15 protein-coding genes are annotated in these 20,145 nt (G+C 73.5%); 6 read left to right on the forward strand and 9 right to left on the reverse strand.

What is annotated here, in order from left to right; all coding sequences use genetic code 11:
- Positions 1-280 precede the first annotated feature (280 nt).
- The 6 genes from ABGB18_RS00785 to ABGB18_RS00810 all read right to left on the reverse strand — a co-directional run bounded on the left by ABGB18_RS00785 (position 281) and on the right by ABGB18_RS00810 (position 6,605).
- A complete protein-coding gene (locus tag ABGB18_RS00785; RefSeq protein WP_347693293.1) occupies positions 281-1,420 on the reverse strand; it encodes a glycosyltransferase family 1 protein in 1,140 nt (379 codons plus the stop codon).
- Positions 1,344-2,255, reverse strand: coding sequence for an SGNH/GDSL hydrolase family protein (locus tag ABGB18_RS00790; RefSeq protein WP_347693294.1), 912 nt, complete (start codon positions 2,253-2,255; stop codon positions 1,344-1,346). Before ABGB18_RS00790 ends, ABGB18_RS00785 begins: the two co-directional genes overlap by 77 nt.
- Positions 2,252-3,361: a glycosyltransferase gene (locus ABGB18_RS00795; protein WP_347693295.1), complete on the reverse strand. Its 1,110-nt coding sequence runs from the start codon at positions 3,359-3,361 to the stop codon at positions 2,252-2,254. Before ABGB18_RS00795 ends, ABGB18_RS00790 begins: the two co-directional genes overlap by 4 nt.
- Before the next feature lie 90 nt (positions 3,362-3,451).
- Positions 3,452-4,699 (reverse strand): ROK family transcriptional regulator, encoded by a 1,248-nt coding sequence (locus tag ABGB18_RS00800; RefSeq protein WP_347693296.1) that lies wholly within the window; start codon positions 4,697-4,699, stop codon positions 3,452-3,454.
- Positions 4,700-4,757: 58 nt separating this feature from the next.
- Positions 4,758-5,579 (reverse strand): ABC transporter permease, encoded by an 822-nt coding sequence (locus ABGB18_RS00805; protein WP_347693297.1) that lies wholly within the window; start codon positions 5,577-5,579, stop codon positions 4,758-4,760.
- Positions 5,580-5,696: 117 nt separating this feature from the next.
- The gene (locus ABGB18_RS00810) at positions 5,697-6,605 is read right to left on the reverse strand and encodes an ABC transporter substrate-binding protein (protein ID WP_347693298.1); all 909 of its coding nucleotides are present in this window, start codon (positions 6,603-6,605) and stop codon (positions 5,697-5,699) included.
- A 374-nt stretch (positions 6,606-6,979) separates the two neighbouring features.
- On the opposite strand from ABGB18_RS00810, the gene ABGB18_RS00815 reads away from it, so the two are divergent.
- Together ABGB18_RS00815 and ABGB18_RS00820 are read left to right on the forward strand one after the other, a co-directional pair.
- Positions 6,980-7,765 carry an ABC transporter ATP-binding protein gene (locus tag ABGB18_RS00815; RefSeq protein ID WP_347693299.1) on the forward strand — a complete coding sequence of 262 codons (786 nt, stop codon included), beginning with the start codon at positions 6,980-6,982 and terminating at the stop codon, positions 7,763-7,765.
- Positions 7,766-7,767: 2 nt separating this feature from the next.
- Positions 7,768-8,730: a TIGR03560 family F420-dependent LLM class oxidoreductase gene (locus tag ABGB18_RS00820; protein WP_347693301.1), complete on the forward strand. Its 963-nt coding sequence runs from the start codon at positions 7,768-7,770 to the stop codon at positions 8,728-8,730.
- 111 nt (positions 8,731-8,841) lie between these two features.
- Here the strand turns inward: ABGB18_RS00820 and ABGB18_RS00825 are convergent, their stop codons facing one another.
- Positions 8,842-9,462, reverse strand: coding sequence for a TetR/AcrR family transcriptional regulator (locus tag ABGB18_RS00825; RefSeq protein WP_347693302.1), 621 nt, complete (start codon positions 9,460-9,462; stop codon positions 8,842-8,844).
- Between the two features lie 121 nt (positions 9,463-9,583).
- On the opposite strand from ABGB18_RS00825, the gene ABGB18_RS00830 reads away from it, so the two are divergent.
- A complete protein-coding gene (locus ABGB18_RS00830) occupies positions 9,584-10,513 on the forward strand; it encodes an alpha/beta hydrolase (protein WP_347693303.1) in 930 nt (309 codons plus the stop codon).
- 134 nt (positions 10,514-10,647) lie between these two features.
- Here ABGB18_RS00830 and ABGB18_RS00835 read toward each other — a convergent pair whose 3' ends face one another.
- Together ABGB18_RS00835 and ABGB18_RS00840 are read right to left on the reverse strand one after the other, a co-directional pair.
- A complete protein-coding gene (locus ABGB18_RS00835; RefSeq protein WP_347693304.1) occupies positions 10,648-11,664 on the reverse strand; it encodes an aminotransferase class V-fold PLP-dependent enzyme in 1,017 nt (338 codons plus the stop codon).
- Positions 11,665-11,774: 110 nt separating this feature from the next.
- The gene (locus ABGB18_RS00840) at positions 11,775-13,121 is read right to left on the reverse strand and encodes an NB-ARC domain-containing protein (RefSeq protein WP_347693305.1); all 1,347 of its coding nucleotides are present in this window, start codon (positions 13,119-13,121) and stop codon (positions 11,775-11,777) included.
- Positions 13,122-13,302: 181 nt separating this feature from the next.
- Between ABGB18_RS00840 and ABGB18_RS00845 the strand changes: the two genes are divergently transcribed.
- From ABGB18_RS00845 to ABGB18_RS00855, 3 genes are read left to right on the forward strand one after another with little or no spacing between them, the layout of a single operon-like run.
- Positions 13,303-16,854 (forward strand): WD40 repeat domain-containing protein, encoded by a 3,552-nt coding sequence (locus tag ABGB18_RS00845; RefSeq protein WP_347693306.1) that lies wholly within the window; start codon positions 13,303-13,305, stop codon positions 16,852-16,854.
- Positions 16,845-17,534 carry a hypothetical protein gene (locus tag ABGB18_RS00850; protein ID WP_347693307.1) on the forward strand — a complete coding sequence of 230 codons (690 nt, stop codon included), beginning with the start codon at positions 16,845-16,847 and terminating at the stop codon, positions 17,532-17,534. Before ABGB18_RS00845 ends, ABGB18_RS00850 begins: the two co-directional genes overlap by 10 nt.
- On the forward strand, positions 17,504-20,143 hold the full coding sequence (locus tag ABGB18_RS00855) for an NACHT domain-containing protein (RefSeq protein ID WP_347693308.1): 2,640 nt from the start codon (positions 17,504-17,506) through the stop codon (positions 20,141-20,143). The genes ABGB18_RS00850 and ABGB18_RS00855 overlap by 31 nt, the downstream gene beginning before the upstream one ends.
- The last annotated feature ends 2 nt before the right edge of the window (positions 20,144-20,145 follow it).

Below are 20,145 nucleotides of genomic sequence, written 5' to 3' on the forward strand. Positions count from 1 at the left end.
GGCGCCGGTGGGCGGGCAGGAAAGCGACGCGGCGACCGACCGGCTGGCGGCGCCGACGGCACCCGGCACGGCCACCTCAGCGCCGCCGACGCCGCGCGCGCCGCGCACGCGGCGGGGGCCGCCCAGCTCATGCTCACCCACCTGCCCCACGACGACGCCGCCCGGCAGGCCCGCAGGGCCGAGGCCAAGCTGTACTTCGACGGCCCCGTCCACCTCGCCGTCCCGGGCCTCACGCACGATCTCCCCTGAGCGGCGCCGGTTCGTCGACAGCGGGTCCAGGTCAGGGCGTGCCCCAGCCGAGCCCGGCCTCGGGACCGGCCGGCTGCATCTCGGGGTCCGCGCCGCCCACAGCCGTGTAGTGCTGGACCAGCTCCTCGCAGACCGCCGTCCAGGTGCGGCCCGCGACGGACGCCCTGGCCTGCCCGGCCGCCCGGAGCCGGAGCGCCGGGTCCGCGGCGAGCGTGGCGACGGCGGCACGCAGCCGCGCGGTGTCGTCCGGCGGGTAGAGCAGCCCGTTGACGCCCGGGGTGATCAGGTCGAGCGGCCCGCCGGCGGCGGGGGCCACCACGGGGACGCCGCAGGCCAGCGCTTCCTGTACGGCCTGGCAGAAGGTCTCGTTGCTGCCCGTGTGCACGAACACGTCGAACGAGGCCAGCAGGCGGGTCAGCTCGTACCCGGTGCGCAGGCCGTAGAAGCGCGCGCTCGGCAGCAGCCGCCGCAGGCGCTCGTCCTCCGGGCCCGTCCCGACGACGGCGAGCCGCGTGCCGGGCAGGTCCGCGACGGAGGCGAGCAGGTGGGGGCGCTTCTCGGCGGCGAGCCTGCCCACATAGCCCACGGTGATCGGGCCGTCGCCCGGCCCGGCGACGCGGTGCCGGGGATGGAACAGGTCGAGGTCGACGCCGCGCCGCCACAGCGCCAGCCGGGGGATGCCGTGGGCGGCCAGCTCGCGCAGGGTGGCGGTGGAGGGCGCCAGGGTAAGGGTGGTCTGCCGGTGGATGCGCGCGAGCCAGGACCAGATGATCGGGCTCGCGCCGGGCACGCCGTACCGGCGGGCGTACCCGGCCAGTTCGGTCTGGAACACCCCGACCGAGGGGACGCCGAGCCGCCGCGCGGCGACCGCCCCGGCCGCGCCCAGGAACACCGGGGAGGCCAGGTGGACCACGTCCGGCTTGAAGTCGCGCAGCCTCCGCGTGATGTGCCCGGCGAAGGGCAGGCCGACGTTGACGGACCGGTAGAAGGGCAGGGCGAGGCTGCGGACCGGATGGACGGGGAATCCGGCGTAGGTGGCGGGCGCGGGCTCGGGGGCGATGACGGTGGCTTCGTGGCCGGTGTCGGCCAGGTGGTCAAGGATGCGGCAGACGGAGTTGGTGACCCCGTTCACCTGCGGCAGGAACGACTCGGTCACGATGGCGACCCTCATAGGGCGATTCATCCCATCCGTTCGCGACGGCCGGCTGCCCGGCAGGGTTCCGCCAGGCGAATTCCTGGTCAACGCGCTGCTCAGGCTGCGGGCGCCAGAGCTCTTTGGCGACGAGCACCGCGAAGGTGGGCAGGAAGTCGAAGCAGCGCCGGGCCAGCCAGGCGGTGCCCGCGGCGATCAGGAGCGGAATGCTCCGCCAGGCGGCGGGTTCGGGTTCGCCCGGCTCCGGATCGGGGAGCAGGGCGGGGAACGCGTGGGCGCCCAGTTGCTCGGCGGCGAGCCGGGCGAGCAGCCGGTGCCCGCGTTCGTTGGGGTGGAGCCGGTCCCCGCTCCACAGGCGCGATTCGTACAGCGCCGGGTTTCCGGCGAGGTCGAGGTGCAGGGTCTGGTGTCGTTCGGCGAGGGCGGTCACGATGTCGTTGATCAGCCAGATGCGGCGGGACAGCGGGCGGCGGAGCGCGCCCGGGATGCGTAGCAGCAGGCCGGGGTCGGGCAGGGTGGCGGTCAGCACGAGACTGCCCGCGCGGCCGAGCTCGACGACCACCTCCTCCAGGTCCCGGGCGATCTCCGGCGGGGCGAACCGGCCGCGCAGGGTGTCGTTGACGCCGACCAGGAGCGTGGTCACCGCCGGCCGCAGTTTCAGGGCCTGGGGGAGCTGCTCGCGGGCCACGTCCACGGAGCGGGCGCCGCAGGTGGCGAGGTTGCTCAGCTCGACCGGGCCGCACGCGCCCAGCGCGCCGGCCAGCAGGCCGGTCCAGCCGCGCGCCGGTACGGGGTCGCCGATGCCCGCCGTCACCGAGTCGCCGAGCGCGGCGATCCGCAGGGGAGCCGTCATCGCGGCCTCACCGACATGTCGATCAGGGCGTGGGCCCGCAGGAAGCCCTGGACGGCGGCCGGCCAGGTGTAGCGCTCGGCCTGGTCCCGCGCCGCCGCGCCGAAGCGCGGGTCGAGCAGGGCCATGACCGCGTCGGCGTAGGCCGCCGGGTCGTCCTCCGCCGCGGCCCCGGCCGGGCCGACGACCTCGGGCAGGGCGCTGTCGCTGCTGACCACCACCGGAGTTCCGCTGGCCAGCGCTTCGAGCGCGGCCAGCCCGAACGTCTCGACCGGGCCGGGCGCGAGCGCCACGTCGGCGGTCGCGAGCAGACCGGCCAGCGCCTCCCGGTCGGCGAGGTGGCCAAGAAACCGGACCGGCAGCCCGGCCGCCCGTTCCCGCAGCGATCCCAGCAGCGGCCCGTCACCGGCCACGACCAGCACCGCGGGCACGCCCCTGCGCCGCAGCTCGGCCAGCGCCCGGATCGAGCGGTCGGGGCGTTTCTCCGGCGACATACGGCCGCAGTGCACCAGGAGGTGCTCGCCCGGCCGGGCCAGGCCGGCACGCAGCCGGGCGTCGTAGCGGCTCGGGGTGAAGGTGGTGAGGTCCACCCCCAGGGGCACGCGGAGCAGGTTCGGCACGCCGAGCCGCCGGAACTCGGCCGCCGCCCAGTCGGTGGTGCAGATCACCGTGTCGAACGCCTCGGCGCTGGCCCGGTTGAGCCGGTCGCCGAGATGGCGGGAGGGCAGGCGGTAGAGGCGCAGCAGCCCCGCCAGGCTCTCGTGGGACACCATCGCCGATCGTATGCCCGCGGCTCTGGCCCAGGAGCCGGTCCAGCGCAGCGTGGTCCGGTCCGACACCTCCAGCCGGTCGGGTCCGAGGTCGTCGAGCAGCCGCCGGACCCGCCGCCTGCCCGCGATGACGCGATATCCGCCCATGCCGGGGACGACAGGGCCGGGAATGGTGATGCGCCGTCCGGCGCGGGTCTGCTCGTCACGGGCGGCGGGGCCGGGCACGATCAGCACTGGTTCGTGGCCGGCCGCGAGGTATCCGGCGCCGAGCTCGTCGAGCGCGGTACGCAACCCGCCGGAGACGGGGGTGACGAAGTTTGCTAGCCGAACGATTCGCACATTAAGTTGAATCGCCGCATATTTCACACAATCGGGTAACGGCGTATGACGGGGAACATAAGGGTGGCCGACGGCTCCGGTGGCCGGACGTCAGCGACCCGCGACCTCGCGGGACATGGGGTCGGCGGCGATGAGGGCCTCCAGGGGGAGCAGGGCCGACCCGGTGGCCACGGCGTCGCCGCCGAACTTGGCGACCAGCAGCTCGAACTGGCCGCCGGGACGCGACAGGCTGTGTCTCCTGGTCGCCTCGGCGATGCGTTCGCCCAGGGACTCCATCAGCCGTAGCCCCACCCAGCCGCCGATGACGATGCGCTCGGGCCCGGCCAGGTTGACCAGCCCGCCCAGCGCGGCGCCGAGGCAGTCGACCACGTCATCGACGATCGCCACCGCGGCCCGGTCTCCGGCGTGCGCGTCGGAGATGAGCTTGCCGACGGCGCGCCAGCCGGTGCCCTCGAAGACGCCGCCGGCGGCCCGCCACGCCGACAGGATCGCATCGGAGCCGAGGTAGGACTCCACGCACCCGCGGTTGCCGCACCGGCACGGCCGGCCGCCCCGCTCGATCACCATGTGCCCCCACTCCCCGGCACTGGAGCGGGCGCCGAACAGCAGCCGCCCCCCGCTGACGATCCCCAGCCCGACACCCCGGCCGAGCAGGGTGATCAGCGCGTGCGAGGCGCCGCGGGCGTTGCCGAACCAGTGCTCGGCCCTGGCCGCCATCTTGGCGCCGTTCTCCGCGAGGACGGGGATGCGCCCGGCGGCGCACAGGGACGCGACGGGGACGGGCGGCCAGCCCAGGCTCTGGGCGTAGAGGATCTGGGTCCCGTCGGGGGCGGTCTCGACCACACCGGGCAGGCCGAGGCCGATGCCGAGCAGCGTCGGCCAGCGCCCGGCGTTGCGCTCGCGCAGCGCCTCCAGGGCCTCCCGGAGGTCGGCGCCGATCCGCTCGGGGGCCTCCTCCGTGACGCCGCCGCGGAACTCCCGGTCGATCCGGTTCATCGCCAGGTCGAACATCTCCACGGCGACACCGCGCTCGCCGATGTCGGCGCCGATCGTGATCGCGCTCTCGGTGCGCGGGCCGATGAGCGTGATGGGCCGCCCGCCGTGCGAGGAGATCGATCCGCGCTCCTCCACGAGGCCCGCCGCGATCAGGTCGGTGACGAGGTTGGCCGCGGAGGCCGCGGACAGGCCCGTCTCTTCCGCGATGGCGGCCCGGGTCGTCTCCTGCGCGAGGATGACGTGCTTGAGGGCCAGCGCCCGGTTGCGCTGCCGGAGGGTCGTGACGGTGGACACCTCGGGCAGGGTGAGAGGGAGCCGACCACTGCCGGGTTCGAGGCTCATGGCATCTCGATCGTACCAGCCGGTAGCGGCCGGATTCCGGGGCGCGGAGCCGAGCGGGTCAGCGTCCCGACGTGGTTTCCCGTACCCAGGGCAGTGCCAGCCGTTCGGCGAGCACGAGGACGGAGTGGAGGGCGACGCTCATCGCCGCCAGCAGGGTGATGGCCGCCCAGGCGGTGGCGCTGTCGGCGATCCCGCTGTACTGGACGATCTGGTAGCCGAGCCCGTCCTCGCCGGCCTGGAACTCGCCGATCACGGCGCCGATCGCGGCCAGCGGCATGGCGACCTTCAGCCCGACGAAGACGTGCGGCAGCGCGGCCGGGAGCCTTACCTTGCGGAAGGTCTGCCAGCGTGAGGCGTCCAGGGACCGGGCCAGCTCGGCGAGCTCGGCGGGGGTGGTGGTCAGGCCGGTCGTGGTGGAGAGCACGATGGGGAAGAAGGACAGCAGGACGACCATGGTCAGGATCGGCCGCTGCCCCCAGCCGAGCGAGACGACCAGCAACGGCCCGAGCGCGATCTTCGGCACCGCGTTGATCGCCACCAGCAGCGGCGAGAACATCCGCTCGGCCGCCCGCGAGGCGGCCAGCAGCAGCCCGATCAGCACCCCGGCGACGGCGGAGAGCAGGAACCCGGCCACCGTCTCCAGCGTCGTCGCGGCCAGCCCGCCGAGCATCTCCGCCGGCTTCGCCCGGAAGGCGGCCAGGACCTCGGCGGGCGGCGGCAGCACCGCCGGATGGACGAGGGGGACGGCCGAGGTGACCGCCCACCAGAGCACGATGGTGACCACGAGCCCGAGGACGGGCCACCCCGCCACCGTGAACGCCGCGCGCCCGCCGGGGACGGCACGTCTCGCGGCCGGTCGGCCGGCGCCCGCCTCGGCCATGTCACCGACTACCCGCGGCGTGGAGGCCCCGTCCTTCAGGGCGGGAAGGAAATGCGCAACGGTGGGTCATGAGGGTCCCCGATTCTGCCGGTGACGGTCGGTGGTGACGCTGCCCCCTCAGGGCTTCGGGGTCAGCTCCGCGCTGATGAGCTGGTCGGGTGTCAGCCCGGCGGGCATGGCGCCGGCGTCCTGGAGGAGCTCGATGCTGCGCGCGACCCGCGCCGAATCGATCGTGCCGACCACGTTGCCGGCAGCGCCCTCCGGCCGGACGAAGGCGCGCATCAGCGTGCATTCGGCGGCGGCGGGGGCGGCGGCCGACGCCGGGACGTTCTTCTGGAGGATCCGGCCGGCCTCGTCCGGATGGTCGATGCTGTGGACGAGGCCCTTGATCAGGGCAGCGATGAACCGCTTGGCCAGGTCCGGCCGGTCCCGGGCGATCTGTGCCGTGGTGACCAGTACGTTGCCGTAGAGATCGCTCATCACATCGCTGTAGGGCAGCACGACCGCCTGCCTGCCCTTGGCCACCGACTCCACCGTCGGCTCGCCCACCACGAACTGGCCGATGCCCGCCACGGCGCCGCCCGCCAGCAGGCCGATGAGGTTCGCGGGCGCGCCGTTGACCCAGGTGACCTTCTTCGCGTCGATGCCGGCCAGCTTGGCGTAGGTGGGGAAGAGGTTGCGCACCACCGACCCCGGGGTGTCGGCCAGGGTCTTGCCCTCCAGGTCCTTCGGGGTGGTGATCCCGTTGCCCTGGAGGCTGATGAGCGCGGCCATGGTCCGCTGCTGGATCCCGGCCACCACGACGATGTCCCGGGCGCCGCCGTTGCCGCGCGCCAGCAGCACGCCGGTGAGATCGAGCGGGGTGAACATCGCCGCTCCGGCCTGGATCTTCGCGATGTTGTCGCCCGTACCGCCGCCGGGTTTGATGTCCACGTCAAGGCCGGCCTCGCGGAAGAACCCCTTGTCCTTCGCGACCCAGGCGTACGAGTCTCGCCCGAAATTGCCGAACGAGGTCAGATAAGTCACCTTTTCCAGTGATTTAGCGCTAGAAGTAGATGTCTGTTGTTGATTGCCGGGATTGCTGCAAGCAGCGGCGAACGCACAGGTCAAGGTGAGAATGGCGACAGTACGGGTGATCCTGCTCATGCCACCGTGTCCTTTCATCCGGCACCGATCAGCCCGTGAAAGGACGGTTCGGGGCGGGAGCCGGGAGATCATGGGCGAGGTGATGTCGCGGGGCTGCTGCCGCGGACAGCGTACGGTGTGCCTGAGTCCCCATATTGGGAATCGCGTTAAATGATACAACAAATGGTACCTAAACCCGTAATGCTTCCATTTCTTGTCAATCCATATACTCTGGTGCGACTGGGATAAAACCGCAGTCAGGTGGAGCCGCGCGCATGATCGAACTGGCCGGGGTTTCCCGCAGTTTCAGTGGCCGGTCCGGCGTCGTGGAGGCATTGCGCGGCATCGACCTCACCGTGGCCGAAGGCGAGTTCGTCGCCCTGGTCGGCCGCTCGGGATGCGGCAAGTCCACCCTCCTGAGACTCGTCGCCGGGTTGCTGCCGCCGACCGAAGGCGAGATCGCGGTCGCCGGCGAACGGGTCACCAAGGCCCGGCGCGACATCGCGATGCTGTTCCAGCGGCCCGCGCTGCTGCCCTGGCGCTCGGTCATCGACAACGTGCTGCTCCCGGTGGAGATCTTCGGCTGGCGCCGGGCGGCGCATCGCGAGCGCGCCGCGCGGCTCCTGGAGCTGACCGGGCTGGCTGGCTTCGAGAGGCGCCTGCCGCACGAGCTGTCCGGCGGCATGCAGCAGCGGGTCTCATTGTGCCGGTCCCTGATCGGCGACCCCCGGGTGATGCTGATGGACGAGCCGTTCTCCGCGCTCGACGCGATCACCCGCGAGGAACTGTCGGTGGAGCTGCAGCGCGTGCACATGGAGAACGCGTCGACCATCGTCTTCGTCACCCACTCCATCGACGAGGCGGTGCTCCTGGCCGACCGGGTGGTGGTGCTCACGCCGCGTCCAGGACGGATCAGGGAGATCGTCGAGATCCGCATCCCGCGCCCGCGGACCCTGGGCCGCAACGCCTATCTCGACGAGGTCGCGCGGTGCAGCGCCGACCTGCACGAGCTGCTGCTGGGGCCGGGCACGTCGGCGGTTGCCCCGGAAAGGGGACAGTGAGCATGCGCGTGTGCGTCTTCACCGAGCCGCATCGCGGCGCCACCTACGACGATCAGCTACGGATGGCGCGGCTGGCCGAGGACGGCGGCTTCGAGGGCTACCTGCGCGCCGACCACTACCGGTCCATGGAGCCCGGCGGCGGCCCGCCCGGCCCCACGGACGCCTGGGTGACCCTGGCCGGCCTGGCCAGGGAGACCTCCCGGATCCGGCTGGGCACCCTGGTCTCCCCGGTGACCTTCCGGCTGCCCGGGCCGCTCGCGGTGACCGTCGCGCAGGTGGACCAGATGAGCGGCGGCCGGGTGGAGCTGGGCCTCGGCACCGGCTGGTACGAGCGGGAGCACACCGCGTACGGCATCCCGTTCCCCCCGGCCGGTGAGCGCTTCGCCCGTCTGGAGGAGCAGCTCGCCGTCGTCACCGGGCTGTGGGCGACGCCCGCCGGCGGCCGGTTCAGTCACCACGGCGAGCACTACCGGCTGGTGGACGCCCCCGCGCTGCCCCGGCCCGTGCAGCGGCCCCGGCCGCCGATCATCGTCGGAGGGCGCGGGCCGAGGCGCACCCCGCGGCTCGCCGCCCGCTACGCGGACGAGTTCAACCTGCCGTTCAGGAACGTGCCGGTGACCGCGGAGGCGTTCGAGCGCGCCGTCGAGGCGCAGGAGCGGATCGGCCGGACCCGCGATGGCCGGGCTCCGCTGGTGCTCTCCGCGGGCATCGTGGTCGCGATCGGGCGCGACGACGCGGAGGCCCGGCGCCGGGCGGCCCCCCTGCACGTGCCGAGCGCGCTGCCGCCGGAGGATCCGGTGGTCGGCTCGCCCGCCCAGCTCGTCGATCGGATCGGCGAGTTCGCCGCGATCGGCGCCACCCGGGTGCATCTGCGCCTGATCGACCTCGCCGACCTCGATCACCTGGAGCTGATCGCGGCCAAGGTGCTGCCGCAGCTCGGCGGTCCGGCCCCGCCGATGTCCTGATCACCTGGCGGCTCGGACCCGGGATCCCAGGGAGCGTCGAGGGTGGGCGGGCGTGGGCGGCATTGGTGCGTCGCGAGAGGCGCGGGCCACGTACGCACCCACGGGTCGGAATCATGAGCCAGGGCGCAGGACGCGGCCAACGATGTCGCGGACGGTCGAGACGACCTCGTCCTCGCCGTATGGCACGGTGCCGGAGATCATGTCGTGCAGGGCGCCGTGGACCCCGTGATAGAGGACACGGGCGAAGACCTCCGCGGACCCTGACCGCAGCACCCCGGCATCCATCCCGCGCTGGATCGCCTCAGCGAGCAGGGCGATGACCTGCTGGTTGGTCTCCTCGCACAGGGCGAGCGCCTTGGCGTCGGCGGAACCGTAGACGATGCGATGCAGGTCGGCATGCTCCATGGAGTGATCGATCAGATGGCCGAGCAGACCGGTGAGCACGCCGATCCAGTCGTCCTGCGGCGTCCGGTCGCCGAGGACGCCTTCGGCGAGCCGGAGATAGCCGGCCACGTAGCGTTCCCACAAGGCCGCCACGACCTGCTCCTTGGCGGAGAAGTGCAGGTAGAAGCTGCCCTTGGCGACCTCCGCCCGCGCGGCGATGTCGCTCACGGTGGCGTCGGCCACCCCCCGCTCGGCGAAGACGTCCCAGGCGGCGTCCAGTAGGTCGGCGCGCCGCTCGCGCGCCGGTTTGATCACGCGTTTCCGCGTCGCCTCCGAGTCTCCGCTCACGGGTCATGCCCTCCCATCCGCTTGACTGACCGCCGGTCATTCCTGCAGACTGACCGGCGGTCAAAAGAATGACCAACGGTCATTACCTTACCGTTTTCCCTCTGCCAAGGAGTGATGACCTATGAGCCTGCGCACCGGACTCGCACTGGCCGCCACGGCGATCGCCCTGCCCGTCCTGCTGAACCGCACCCGCGAGACCATCGCGATGGACGCCCGGGCCCGGCAGGACGCCCCCGGATCGTTCGTCCGGCTTCGCCACGGCATCACCCACGTCGCGACCGACGGGCCCGAGACGGGAGAACCTATCTTGTTCATCCCTGGGGCGACGCTGTCGCAGTGGGTGTGGGACGGTCTGTTCGAACGGCTGGCCAAGGCCGGCTACCGCACGATCCGCTACGACCGCTATGGCATCGGCTTCAGCGACCGTCCCCAGGTCGACTACAACCAGCACCTGTTCGAAGACCAGATCGTCGACCTGCTGGACGCGCTCGGCGTCGACCGCCCGGTCACGCTGGTCGCCCTGGCCTTCGGCGGCCCGATCGCGGCCGAGTTCGCCGTGCGCCACCCCGAACGCGTCTCCCGCCTGTGCCTGATGTCCCCCGACGGCTTCGCCACCCCGCTAAACCTCGGGCTGCGCCTGGCCATGCTGCCCGGAGTCGGCCTGCCCCTCTTCCACCTCATCGGCGACCGGGCATTGAAGTCCCGCCTGCCCGGCTACTCGCGCGACCGCCGCGTGGTGGCCCGCATCCAAGCCCGCCTGTCACCGGAACTGCGCTACCAAGGCTTCAAGCGCAGCCTTCTGTCCGCGCTCGGCAACGTCCCCGTCCACGCCGCCGAGTACCTGTACCGGTTCCTCGACACTTGCGGCATGCCCGTCCAGGTGGTGTGGGGGCGTCAGGACCCGGTGACCCCGATGCCGCCGGAGGATGTGCTGCGCGCCGTGTTCTCCCGCGCCGATCTGCGCCTGCTCGACCGCGTGGGTCACCTGCCGCACTTCGAGCGTCCCGACGAGACCGCCGCGATCGTCCTGGACTTCCTGCGCGCTCACTAGGAGCGGGCAGGAGATCGACCTCGATCACCTGGAGCTGATCCCGGCCAGGGTGCTGCCGCGGTCCGACGGCGGTTCGTCAGCTCAGCGGCATCGAGTTCTTCCAGATACCGCTGATCAAGGACACGGGCCGGAGGTCAGGTCAGGGCGTCCAGGGCGCGGTCCACGTCGGCGGTGGTGGTGTAGAGGTGGAAGCTCGCGCGTACCCGGCCGGCGCGTACGGCCGCGCGGATGCCGGCGGCGGCGAGCCGTTCGCCAGGGGCGTCCACCGAGACGATGGCGGAGTCGCCGGGTTCCAGGCCGAGGCCGGCTCTGAACCGGTTGGCGAGGGCGACGTCGTGCTCGCGGATCGGCTCGATGCCGATCTCGTTGAGCAGTTCGAGAGCGGGGGCGGCGCCGACATAGGAGAACCAGGCGGGCGACAGGTCGAACGCCCGGGCGCCGGGGGCCGGCCGGAGCGGCGGGCCGTAGTAGGAGCCGCCCTCGCCGGCGCCGGCGTACCAGTTGGCGGCCAGCGGGCGCATGCGCTCGCGCACGCGCGGCGACAGGTAGCCGAAGGCGGCGCCGCGCGGCGCCATCAGCCACTTGTACGCCGCACAGGCCAGCACGTCCACGCCCGCCACCTCCACCGGAAGCCAGCCGCAGGCCTGGGAGGCGTCGACGACGACCAGCGCGTCGTGGGCCCGGGCGGCGGCCAGGATGTCCGGGAGGTTCGCGAGCTCGCCGGTGGCGGACTGCACGAGGCTGAAGGCGACGGCGGCGGTGGCGCCCGTGACGGCGTCGGCCAGGCGGTCGGCGGGCACGGTCGTGACGTCGGCGGCCACGGCCCACGGGAACAGGTTGCTGGTGAACTCGATCTCGGGCACCACCACGCGGGCGCCCGGCGGGAGCGCGGTGGCCACGACGGACATGATCTGGGACACGGTGGCGCCGACGCTCACGTCCTCGGCGGAAGCGCCGACCATGCGGGCGAAGGCCGCCCGGGCCCGCCCCACCGAGGCGTCCCACGGTTCCCAGTCACTGCCGCCAGTCCGCCAGTCCGCCAGCACGGCCTGCAACTCCTCGAAGGCGGGGCGTGGGGGCAGGCCGTAGGAGGCGGTGTTGAGCCAGCCCGGCTGGGCGTCCCAGAGCTTGGCCGCGGTGGCGATGTCCATGACAGCAGACTAGGAAGCCCCCGGCGAATGATCAACGCCCGCCCCGGCGGGCGGCTGGTCCGGGCAGGGCTTCAGGCCCGGCCGGCAGCAGGGCGATCCTCGCCGAGGCGTCATTCGACTCCGGAGTAGATGCCAGCTATGTCATGAAATAGTGCGATATTCGACTCCGCTGAGCGCGCCACCCAGGTCAACGGCACCCACGTCCGGCGGCGCAGCTCCGTGGCATGCTCACGGACCAGTCCGTGGAACCGGTACCGGCCGGGGGCCGGCTCCTGCAGGAGATGGGCGTCCAGGAGCCGGGCCAGCAGCCCTCCCGCCCGTGCCGCGGTCGTGTCCAGCAGGACGGCGGCCACGTCGAGGCCGAATTCCGCCCTGACGCACGAGCCCAGCAGCCGGTAGGCCCGCCGGTGGTCGGCCGGCAGCCGCTCGTAGGACAGGTCCAGCGCGGCGGCGACGCTGTGCCGCCCGGCCCGCAGCTCGGCCAGCCGGTCTGCGGCCAGCCGGCCGAGCAGATGCCGCACGTCCCATGACGGATGCGCGCGCAGCCGGGCGGCGGCGACGCGGATGGCCAGGGGTAACAGCCCGCAGCGCCGTACGGTCTCGGCCAGCACTACCGGCGGCGTGCCCGCGACCCGCTCCCGCCCGGCCATGCGGACGAACAGGGCGACCGCGTCGGCCACCGGCAGCACGTCCAGCGACAGGTCGCGGGCGTCGCCCGGGCAGACCAGGCCGCGCCGGCTGGTCACGATCACCCGGCAGTCCGGGCAGCCCGGCAGCAGCGGCTGCACCTGCTGCTCGCCGGTGGCGTCGTCCAGCACGATCAGCACCCTGCGGCCCGCCAGCACGCTCCGGTACAGCGCGGCGCGGTCGTCGAGACGCGCCGGGACCTGCTCGCCGGGGACGCCGAACGCGCCCAGTACGCGGGCGAGGGCCGCGCCCGGCTCGACCGGCGCCGCCGCCCGGTCATGGCCGTGCAGGTCCACGAAGAGCTGCCCGTCGGGGTACTGAGGCGCGAGCCGGTGCGCGGCGTGCACGGCCAGCGCCGTCTTGCCCGTTCCCGCCATGCCCGTGATGGAGACCACCGGCACGGTGGTCGCGCTGCGGTGACCCGCCACGATCGCCAGCTCGCGCCCGCGGCCCTCCAGCGCGGCCACGTCGGCGGGCAACTGCCGGGGAACGGTCGCCGGCGGACCCGGCGCCGCCGCGGCCGCAGGAGCGGACGGGGCGCGGGTGGCGGCGGCGAGCAGCGCCCGCTCCCCGCGGTCCAGCGCCAGCGCCCGTGCCAGCAGCACGATCGAGGCGGTACGCGGCTGCCCCAGCCCGTCGTTCTCCAGCCGCCGAACGGTCCTGACGTTGAGCCCGGCCCGTTCGGCGAGTTGCTCCTGAGTCAGCAAGGCCCGCTTCCGCCACCCGCGCAGTAGTGCTCCAAAGGACAACCCGGCATCGGGATCCCCCACGACGTTCGCCCCCGTCTCTCATCACCGGCCCGTCGCCGATGGTGACCATCGAAACTGTGTTCGGCGGGTTCGAGCCACTGGTTGGACGACATCGCACGAAATTGGACGTCCCGGCACCGGTCACCGACATCCGGTCCAAACGAATTGATGGAAACGGCGGGGATTGGCCAAAATGAGCGCTATGGGCGAGCGGCGATCGGGCGGCCATCCGGACGATGAGTGTCCCTACCAAGGTCTGGCGCCGTTCGAGAGCCGGAAGTCCGAGCTGTTCTTCGGGCGTACGCGGGTGACCCGCGACCTCCTCGGCCGCCTGGGACGGCGGCTGGCGGGCCACGGGTCCATCCTGCTGGTCACGGGCGCCTCGGGGGTGGGCAAGTCGTCGCTGTTACGGGCGGGCCTGATACCGGCGCTGGCGGAGGGGACGCTGCCCGTCGCCGGCTCGCGGGACTGGCCGTGCCTGCTTCTCACACCGGCCGCGAACCCGTTCCTGGCGCTCTCCCAACGGTGGGCACAGGCGTTCGGCGGCCGGGCGGAGACGGCGCACGCGCGGCTGCGGGACGAACCGCGGCGGGCGCTGTCCGAGGCCCTCCCGCCGGGGGGCCGTCTCGTCCTGGTGGTGGACCAGTTCGAGGAACTGTTCACCCTGGTGACCGACGAGCGGGAGCGCCAGGCGTTCGTCCGGACCCTGCACGCCCTGACCGAGGGCCGCGACGGCGCCGCCGTGATCGTCGGCGTACGCGCGGACTACTGGGACCGCTGCGCCGCCTACCCCCGGTTCGCCGAGGCCATCCAGGACGGCCAGGTCATCGTCGAGCCGATGACGGAATCGGACCTGCGGCTGGCCATCACCGGCCCCGCCGCCGCGGCCGGCCTGGACCTGGAGCCGGGTCTGGTGGAGACCATCCTGGGCGAGCTGCGCGACGGCCGGGCGGCCGGCGACCGCTACGAGGCCGGGGCCCTGCCCCTGCTCTCGCAGGCGCTGCGCAACACCTGGGAGCGCCGCGAGGACGGCACCCTGACCGTCCGGGGCTACGAGGAGTCCGGCCGGGTCCGCGACTCCGTGCGCCGCACGGCCGACGAGGTCCTCGGCCGGCTGCCGCCGGAGGATCGCAAGACCGCGCTCAGGTTCTTCCGGCGGATGACCGTGATCACCGCGGGCGGGCAGGTGGCACGGCGCCGGGCGACGATGGGGGAACTGCACGCCGCCGCGTCCGCGCACTCGCCGGAGCGGCGCGAGCGGGCCGGGCTGCTGCTGTCCGCGTTCGCCGGCCAGCGCCTGCTCACCCTGCACGAGGACACCGCCGAGATCGCCCACGACGCGCTCCTGACCGCCTGGCCGACCCTGCGGCAGTGGATCGAGCCCGACCTCGCCGCGCAGGCGGTGTACGACCGGCTGCTGGACGCCGCCACGCAGTGGGCCGAGAACCACCGCGACCCCGCCTTCCTCTACCAGGGCGCCCGGCTGCTGGCCGTCCAGGACAGCCGGCCCCAGTGGGAGCGCGACCCCGACAGCTTCCCGCCGCCCGGCCCCACCGCGGAGGGTTTCCTGGCGGCCTCCACCCGCGAGGCCCGGCGGGTGGGCCGCCGCCGCCGGCTCGTCATGGCCGGCCTGGCACTGCTGTCGGTGCTCGCCCTCATCGCGGCCGGCACCGCCGTCAACGCGGCCGGCGAGGCCGACGCGCAGCGCAAGGTGGCGAGCTCCCGCCAGCTCGCGGCGCTGAGCGAGGTCACCGGCGACGCCGCCCAGTCCTCGATGCTGGCCGTGGCCGCGTGGGACATCGCGCACACCGACGAGGCCCGCAACCGGGTGCTGTCCGCGGCGACCCGTACCGGCCGGGGGACCCTCACCGGGCACACGCGAGGCGTCATGGCGCTGGAGTTCAGCCCCGACGGCTCGATCATCGCGACCGGCAGCGACGACGGCACCGCCCGGCTCTGGGACGCGGCGACGCGGCGGCAGCTCGGCGCCCCGATCACCCGGGACAGATACGACTGCTCGGAGGTGCGCCTCGCCTTGAGCCCCGACGGTCGAACCCTGGCCACGGCGTGCCTCGACATCGTCCGGTTCTACGACGTGGCCACGCACCGCGAACTCGGCACCCCGCTGAAGCACGCGCAGATCGTGTCGGCGCTCGCGTACAACCCGGACGGCAGGACCTTCGTGACCGGCGACTACGCCGGTGTGGTCCAGCAGTGGGACGTGGCCACCCGCCGCCCGCACGGGCCTGCCATGGGCCGCCCGAAGGACGACCTGTCGAGGAAGATCCTCCAGGTGGCGTTCGGCCGGGACGGGAAGACCCTGGCCACCGCGGGCAACGACAGAACGGCGCGGCTCTGGGACACCGCCACGGGCCGCCAGATCGGCGCCCCGCTCGTGCACGGCGGAACGGTCGGCGATGTCGCCTTCAGCCCGGACGGCGCCACCCTCGCGACCGCGGCCTGGGACGACACCGCCCGGCTGTGGGACGTGGCGACGGGGAAGCAGACGGGCGTGCTGAGGGACCGCACGGCCGGCTTCTACGGGGTCGCCTTCAGCCCGGACGGCACGCGGCTCGCCACCGCCGGGGCCAGCGGCCGTACCATCCTGTGGGACACGGCCAGCCGGCAGCAGCTCATGGCGCTCTCCGACAACAGCGTGCCCGTCGAGCGGGTGGCGTTCAGCCCGGACGGGAAGCTGCTGGCCGCCGCCAGCGGCGACGGCGTGGTACGCCTCGCGGACCCGCAGGTCCACCTGCAGCTCGGCACCCCGATGCCGGCACGGACCACCGTCGCGCTCAGCCCCGGCGGGCGGATCCTGGCCGCCGGCGTCGCCCGCGAGAAGGACCCCGCGATCCAGTTGTGGGACGTGGCCACCCAGCGGCCCCTCGGACCCCCGCTGCGTCCCGAGGGCGCCCGCTGGTCCGTGACCTCGATCGAGTTCTCCCCCGACGGGCGGACGATGCTGACGTCCAGCATGGACGGCCTGCGGCTCTGGGACGTCGCGAGCCGCCGCGAGATCGCTCACGAAAGCAGGCTCAAGGGCCTGACCCGGCTCAGTCCCGACGGCAGGTTCGTCGCCGTCCAGCAGGACCAGGCCATCGCGTTCTGGGACGTGGCGAGCCGCGAGGAGACCGGGCCGCGCATCAGCGTCCCCGAGCACACCGGCGTCCTCACGGGGATGGCGATCAGCCCCGACGGCGCGATCCTGGCGAGCGCCGGCTTCGACGACCGGGTGCGGCTGTTCGACGTGGCCACCCGCCGCGAGATCCCGGGTCCGGAGGACCGGGTCGCGGGCGGGTTCGTCAACGCGCTGGCGTTCAGCCCGGACGGCAGGATGCTGGCCTTCACGGGCTTCGACAACGCCGTCCGGCTGTGGGACATGGCGCATCGGCGTTCGGCCGGCATCGGCCTGATCATCGACGGCGCCGCCACCAACGCGCTCGCGTTCAGCCCGGACAGCCAGATTCTCGCCACCGGCGACAACCGCGGCGACGTGCGGCTGTGGGACCTGCTGGTCAACCGGCAGCTCGGCACGCCGATGACCGGCCACGGCGGCGGCGTGACGGCGGTCTCCTACGGCCGGGACGGGACGTCCGTCGCCACGGTGGCCGACGACGGGACGGCGCGGCTGTGGAACGTCCGCATGCCCGCCGATCTGGTGGCCGCGGCGTGCGCCAACGCGGGCCGCCCTCTCATCCGGGAGGAATGGGAGCGCCTCGTGCGCCAGGAGGAGTACCGCCGGACGTGTCAGTGACCCTGGCCCCCACGGAGAGAGCGAGCATGTTCCTGCGAGGTTTTCGGCGGCGGACCGGCCGGCCCGTCCCCGAACTGGTCACGTTGTTCCGCTCGATCGTGGACGGCGGCCGGGACTTCCACCCGATCGCCTCCGACTTCCTGGAGCACTTCATGGACGGCGTGGGCGCCGCAAGGACGATGTCGCCGCGGTGGCTGCGCTCGTTCAAGGTGATCAAGAAGGCCGAGCGCAAGAACCAGCTCCGGTTCGAACGGCAGCTCGCCCGGGAGGCGAAGTCGCTGAGCGACGGCGCGTCCACCTGGACGCACGACTACTGGGACGCGCGGATCAACGCGTTCATCGGCACGGAGCTGTTCTACGTCAGCAGGATGAGCCTGTTGCGCTCGCAGGGCTCGTTCGTCCTGACCAGGGACGGGCCGGAGGTGCGGGTGTCCGGCACCGTACGGCACCGCTGGTTCGACCCCTACGACTGGGACCGCGGCCGCTGGGTCTACATTCCCCGGCACGGGTTCGTGCCCATCGCGGTGGGCAGGGAGCTCGTCGAGGCCGACGAGGCGCGTAACTTTCTGATGGAGTCACGCCACGTGCAGACGCTGGAGGGCCGGGTCCTGGACGGCCGGTGGCCCCGGCGGGCGAGAGGGAGGTTCGCGTGGTCGCTGGTGAGGACGGAAGACCAGTGATCGCCGATCCGCCCGCCCCGCCCGACCCCACGGAGGCCGCCAGCGCGGCGGAGTTCGTACGGGCGCTGATCCTGCTCAGGACGTGGGCGGGCGAGCCGTCCCTGAGCAGGCTGCGCTCGCTCGGCGGCCAGACGGTGACCTCGGACGGGGCCACGGTGGACGCGTTGCCCAAGAGCACGACCTCCCACGTCCTGCGGCAGACCGACCGGCTGCCGCGGTGGGACTTCGTACGGGCCTTCGTCACCGCGTGCCTGCACTTCTGCGACCATCCGGCCGAGCTGATCCCCGGTGAGCTCGAACGCTGGCGGGCGGCCAGGACGGCCCTGGCCGAACCGGCCGCCGCCACGCCGGAGGCCGAGGCGGAACCGCCGGTGACGCCCGCCGACCGGCCCGGGCCGGACCCCGCGGCCGAGCTGCTGGTGCGGCGGGTGCTGCAGGAGGAGGACCGGGCGCGCAAGGGGCTGCTCGGCGGCTACCACCTCGCGCCCGTCTCCTTCGAACCGCACGACGCCGCCAGGCCCGAGGACACCGCGAGGCCGGGTGACGCCTCTGGGCCCGGTGACGCCTCCCGGCCGGGCGAGGCTTTCCGGTCGGGTGACGCTTCCCGCTCGGGCGAGGCTTCCGGTGAGGCGGCGGACGACCTGCACGCGATCGGCCGGTTCTTCACCGGCCTTCCGTCGCGGCGCCTGCTGGTCGTGGGGGAGTCGGGAGCGGGCAAGACGGTGCTCGCCATCGAGCTGGTGCTGCAACTGCTGGAGCCCCTGCTGGCCGCCCGCGGGCGGCCCGACCACGGGCAGCCGGTGCCGGTGCGGCTGAACGCGGCCCGGTGGACCATGGGCAGGCCGTTCGAGCCCTGGCTGGCCGAGCAGCTCGCGCAGGACTTCGGGCTCGCGGCCAAGGACGCGCTGCGGCTGGTGCGGGATCGCCGGGTGCTGCCGGTGGTGGACGGGCTGGACGAGCTGGACCCCGAGCCGTCCACCGGCCCGCCGCGCCGGGCGATCGCGCTGCTGGCCGAGCTCAACCGGTACAGCGACCTGTCCGGCCGCAGGCCGGGGGCGGTCGTCGTGACCTGCCGCGCTGCCCGCGAGGATGAGCTGCGCGAGGCCGGGGCCGTGCTGGACAACGCCGCCCGGGTCCGGCTGCACAACCTGACCACTGACCAGATCGGCACGTACCTGCTCGCCCGCTGGCCGGACGGCCATCCGTGGGAGAGCCGGCGCGACGGCATCCACGCGGCGCTGTCCGGGCCGGCGGGCAGGGCCGTGCACGCGGCGCTGGCCACGCCGTGGCGGCTGCTGCTGACGGTGACCGCCGTGGAGTCGGGCGCCGACCCGGCGGAGTTGCTCCGCGCGGACCCGGAAGCCGACCCCGGTGAGGCGGCGAGGAGGATCGCCGGGCGGTTACTGGAGGCGTACGTCCCGGCGGCGACCGACCTCACGCCCCGGGCCGCCTACGGGACGCCGTACCAGCCCGGCCAGGTACGGGTGTGGCTCGTGCACCTGGCGGCCCATCTGCGCTGGCAGGCCGCCCGCGGCGCGGCGGAGGACCGGCCGCCGCCCGGCCTGACGGCGATCGACATCGTCCCCCACCTGCTGTGGCCGATCGGCGGCCGCTACCGGGTCCGGGCGTTGCACTGCCTGTGCTGCGTGATCCTCGCGGTCATCGCCATGCTGGCGTTCTGGACGGGCTCGGCGGTGGACGGCCCCGGTGACCTGCGCGGGGGCCTCAGCCCCGAGCAACTGCTCACCCTGGCGCTCATGGCGAGCTGGGTGGGCATCGCGACCGGCCTGTCGTTGTCGCCCTGGCCGGCCGCCGCCGGCGGGCGGATGGACGTGCCCCGCCGGCGGCGCGTGACCGGCGGCCTGCTCGGCGCCCTGGCGGGGCTGCCGGTCGGGGTGCTCGGCGGCCTGGCCGGGCTCGCGCTGACCGGCGGGAAGGTCTTCGGCCCCGCCTTCGCCGTCGGCGCGGGGGGAACCGGCGGGCTGGTGCTCGGCGCGGTCATCGGGCTGACCGCCGCCGGCCGCCGGGGCGCCGGGCGCATGAGCGTGGCCGAGGCGGTCCGCGCGGAGCCCCTCACGCTGCTGGGCTTCGGCTTGTGCGGCGCGCTGACCGGGCTGCCGCCGCTGCGGCTGGCCCAGGCCGGCCCGGTGCCGCTGGTCGTGGGGGTCGCCGGGGCCTTCGTCCTGGCCTTCGCGCTCGGCGTGGTCTTCAAGATCGCCACCGGGGGCTGGAACAAGGACGCGGAGCTCGCCCATCCGCGCGAGGCCCTCCACCGCAACCCGGCGATCGGGGTGGCCTTCGGCCTCACCGGGGGTGTCGCGGCCTTCCTGGTGTTCGTCATGAACCAGGACGTCGTGGAGTCCCTGGTGTGCGCGCTCATCGGCGGCGTGACCTTCGGCCTGGCCTTCGGCGCGATCGCCTGGGCGCGTGCCATGATCGGCCTGGCCGTGGCGGCCATGCGCGGGCTGCTCCCGCTGCGGCTGTGGACCTTTCTCGACTGGGCCTGCGAGGCCCGGCTGCTGCGCGTCAGCGGCGCCACGTACCAGTTCCGGCACCGTGAGCTGCAGGACTTCCTGACTCCGTACGAGAGCGGCGGCCCCCCACGTTGAGC

Source organism: Nonomuraea sp. B12E4 (assembly GCF_039871825.1).
In the GTDB taxonomy this organism is placed as follows: Bacteria; Actinomycetota; Actinomycetes; order Streptosporangiales; family Streptosporangiaceae; genus Nonomuraea.